The sequence below is a fragment of the Mesorhizobium sp. M4A.F.Ca.ET.022.05.2.1 genome, from assembly GCF_003998845.1.
GTDB lineage: Bacteria > Pseudomonadota > Alphaproteobacteria > Rhizobiales > Rhizobiaceae > Mesorhizobium.
The window spans coordinates 1-3,521 of the sequence record NZ_RZOJ01000525.1; the positions used below are offsets into that span (position 1 = coordinate 1).

The following is a 3,521-nucleotide window of genomic DNA, read 5'->3' on the forward strand; positions in this document are numbered from 1 at the left end:
TGGAAGGGCCGGCAAACTGCGCTTCGCGCTGCCCGTGCGCATGCGATCGCAAAAAGATGAAGGCGTCGCCGATCACAAGGCGGTTGAGGTTTCCGGGTCGCCGGCCGAGATCGCGTTGTCGCTGTTGCCCTATGCGGGGCTCGGCATCCATGAATTCATGATCGCCGGCATCGACCGTCCGCGCGAGATCGCGACGGCGGGTCGCGAGACTGTCACGCTTATCGCCAATTCACTGGCGCGTCTCGAGAGCAGCGTGACGCAATCCGGCGCATTGGCGCCGCGCCTGCCATCGGGATCCCGCGCCCGGGCCTGACCGGGTCGTCAGCGCGGCCTGCCGGCAAGCCGCGCCAGCGCTTCGATGACGGCGTCCGAATCCGCCAGCGCGCCGAAGACGCCGTCCTCGACCGTCACCATGTGAAGCGCGGCCTCATGCGCCTGTCTGCCGCCGCTGGCGCAGGCGTCCGCAATCGTCAGGCACTGGAAGTTGCGGTCGCAGGCCTCACGCAGCGTGGTGTGGACGCAGACGTCGGTCGTGCATCCCGTGAACAGGAGATGCGTGATGCCGCGTGCGCGCAGGACCAGCTCCAGGTCGGTATAGGTGAAGGCGCCGTTGCAGGTCTTGTCGACGACGATGTCCTGCGGCGCCACCTCGATATCGGCGACGATCTGGAACCCCGGGCTGGAGCGCAGCAGGATGTCGGTGCCGTCGAGCCCTGCCCGTTGGCGGCGCCATTTCTCGTAAGGCGTCATGTCGGCCATGTCGGCGCGGTAGCCTTGCCTTGTGTGCACGATGGTCAGGCCGGCGGCGCGGGCTGCCGCGATCAGCCGGTTCACCGCCGGCAGGATCGCCCTGAGCGGCGAAGGGTCGTATCCCTTTCTGGCGAAATAGCCGGTCGGCGACAGGAAGTCCTCCAGCAGGTCGATGACCAGCAGCGCGGTGTGTTCCGGCACCAGCCGGCCGTCATAGGGAAAATCGAACGGGATCGCCTTGATCATGGGGGCTTGCCTCACGCAGGGAGCCATCGTGGCCGGAGATGGTATCGCAGTCCATAGCCAGGGTCATGACCCCGCAGAGGCGCCACATTGGCAGCAATGGCGCAATTCGACCGTGCGCCGGGGCCTCATGACATTTTTGTTGATTCAAAAAGTCACCTCATAGTTGACTATTAAACTCATGTTTCTTAGTCAACCGTCGATGGCAGCTGGAAACCGCTTGCCGAGGAATGCGCAAGCCCGAGTTGCAGAAAGGCCAGAGCGTGGCTGGAGTTCAGACTGCCTTCCGTGTCGAAGCGGTGCGTTTCGCCGTCGGCGAGCGGACTCTGCTCGGACCGGTCTCGCTCGAGCTCGAACGCGCGCGCGTCTACGGTCTGATCGGCCACAACGGCTCCGGCAAGTCGACGCTGATCAAGCTTCTGGCGCGCCAGCAGCCGGCAAGCGAGGGCGCGATCAGCTTCGCCGAGCGGCCGCTGGCCGGCTGGAGCGCGCGCGAGCTGGCGCGGGCATTGGCCTATCTGCCGCAGACGACGCCGGCGGCGACCGGGCTTACCGTGCGGGAACTGGCGGCGCTCGGGCGCTATCCCTGGCATGGCGCGCTCGGCCGTTTCGGCCATGAGGACAGGCGGCATATCGAGGAGGCGCTGGCGCTGACCGACATGGCCGGCTTCGCCGACCGTCTGGTCGACGAGCTTTCCGGCGGCGAGCGGCAGCGGGCCTGGCTTGCCATGCTGGTGGCGCAGAATGCCGGCGTCATGCTGCTCGACGAGCCGATCTCGGCGCTCGACATCGCCCACCAGGTCGAGGTGCTCGACCTGGTCAGGGAACTCAGCCGCAAGCGCGACCTTTGCGTCGTCGTCGTGCTGCACGATCCCAACATGGCAGCGCGTTATTGCGACGAACTGATCGCGCTGAAGGAAGGCAGGCTGCTGACGCGCGGCACGCCCGCCGAGATCATGCGGGGCGACATGCTCAAGGGCATTTTTGGCGTCGAGATGGGGGTGTTTTCGCACCCCGTCACCGGCCAGCCCATCGGTTACGTGCAATGATGAAGCGAGGACGAAGCGTGTCCAGACATGGCCTTTTCGCGGCGCTGGCCGCATCGTTGATCCTGGCGGCCGGCGCTGTCGCCGCACAGGAGCAACCGGCGACGCCAGCTCCGGCCGCACAAGCGCCGGTGGCGCAAGCTCCTGCCACCCAAGTGCCGGCCGCACCCGCCACAACCGCTCCGGCCATTGCTGCTCCCGCTGCACCGCAACCGGGCGTTCGGCCGGCTCCGGCACCGTCGACGGCGATTGCGCTGACGCTGCCGCACGATTTGTCGCCCTGGGGCATGTTCATAGCCGCCGACATCATCGTCAAGGCGGTGATGATCGGCCTCGCCTTCGCCTCGCTGGTCACCTGGACGATCTGGCTGGCCAAGTCGCTGGAGATCCTCGCCGGCAAGCTCAGGGCGCGCCGCGCCGCGCAGGCGATCGGCAATGCCGCGACGCTGATGCAGGCCGGGCGCGCGCTCGGCCACAACAATGGCCCCGGCGCGCTTCTGGTGCGCGCCGCAGAGGAAGAGGCCGCGCTTTCTGCCGGCGCGCTCGACCACGTCACCGGCGATGGCCTGAAGGAGCGCGTTACCTCGCGGCTGTCGCGCATCGAGGCAGCTGCGGCGCGGCGCATGTCGCGCGGCACCGGCCTGCTCGCGACCATCGGCTCGACCGCGCCTTTCGTCGGCCTGTTCGGCACGGTGTGGGGCATCATGAACGCCTTCATCGGCATCTCGCAGGCGCAGACCACCAATCTGGCGGTCGTGGCGCCCGGCATCGCCGAAGCGCTGCTCGCCACCGCCATGGGCCTGGTGGCGGCGATCCCGGCGGTGGTCATCTACAACGGCTTTGCCCGCTCCATAGCCGGCTACAGGCAGATCCTCGCCGATGCCGCCGCTGGCGTCGAACGGCTGGTCAGCCGCGACCTCGATTTCCGCACCGTGCCGCCGGCAGGCGCCATCGCGGCGGAGTGAGCGGTCATGGCGGCGCGGATTCGCGAAACGGCCGGCGACGATCTCGAGGAAAGCCACGAGATCAACGTCACCCCGTTCATCGACGTCATCCTGGTGCTTTTGATCATCTTCATGGTCGCGGCACCGCTCGCCACCGTCGATGTCAATGTCGACCTGCCGGGCTCGACGGCGACGCCGGCGCCGCGCCCCGAGACGCCGCTGTTCCTGACGCTGAAAGGCGATCTTACGCTCGCCGTCGGCAATGACAGCGTGCCGCGCGCCATGTTCGCCGCCATGCTCGACGGTCGCACCAAGGGCGACAAGCAGACGCGCATCTTCCTGCGCGCCGACAAGTCGGTTGGCTATGGCGAACTGATGGAGGTGATGAACCTGCTGCGTGCCGCCGGCTATCTCAAGATCGCGCTGGTCGGCCTGGAGACGCTGCCTTCGGCCGATGCGCCAGAGCCAGGCGGAAGCCAGCCATCTGGAGGCCAGCCGACAGCCCCGAGCGGCGGCACGGCACCATGACGGGCGCGAC

4 protein-coding genes and 1 pseudogene are annotated in these 3,521 nt (G+C 67.5%); 4 read left to right on the forward strand and 1 reads right to left on the reverse strand.

Going from position 1 to position 3,521, the window contains the following annotated elements; all coding sequences use genetic code 11:
- Positions 1–313, forward strand: a pseudogene (locus tag EN745_RS36415) (LLM class flavin-dependent oxidoreductase); the annotation flags it as partial.
- A gap of 8 nt (positions 314–321) precedes the next feature.
- On the opposite strand, the gene EN745_RS31970 reads toward EN745_RS36415, so the two are convergent.
- Positions 322–996 (reverse strand): isochorismatase family cysteine hydrolase, encoded by a 675-nt coding sequence (locus tag EN745_RS31970; protein WP_127423096.1) that lies wholly within the window; start codon positions 994–996, stop codon positions 322–324.
- A gap of 227 nt (positions 997–1,223) precedes the next feature.
- Here EN745_RS31970 and EN745_RS31975 point away from each other — a divergent pair, with 227 nt between their 5' ends.
- The 3 genes from EN745_RS31975 to exbD are packed head-to-tail and all read left to right on the forward strand — an operon-like array spanning position 1,224 to position 3,511.
- On the forward strand, positions 1,224–2,042 hold the full coding sequence (locus tag EN745_RS31975; protein ID WP_126057550.1) for an ATP-binding cassette domain-containing protein: 819 nt from the start codon (positions 1,224–1,226) through the stop codon (positions 2,040–2,042).
- Between the two features lie 17 nt (positions 2,043–2,059).
- The gene (exbB, locus tag EN745_RS31980; protein ID WP_126057551.1) at positions 2,060–3,004 is read left to right on the forward strand and encodes a tonB-system energizer ExbB; all 945 of its coding nucleotides are present in this window, start codon (positions 2,060–2,062) and stop codon (positions 3,002–3,004) included.
- A gap of 6 nt (positions 3,005–3,010) precedes the next feature.
- Positions 3,011–3,511, forward strand: a complete 501-nt coding sequence (gene exbD, locus EN745_RS31985; RefSeq protein WP_126057552.1) for a TonB system transport protein ExbD — start codon at positions 3,011–3,013, stop codon at positions 3,509–3,511.
- Positions 3,512–3,521 lie beyond the last annotated feature (10 nt).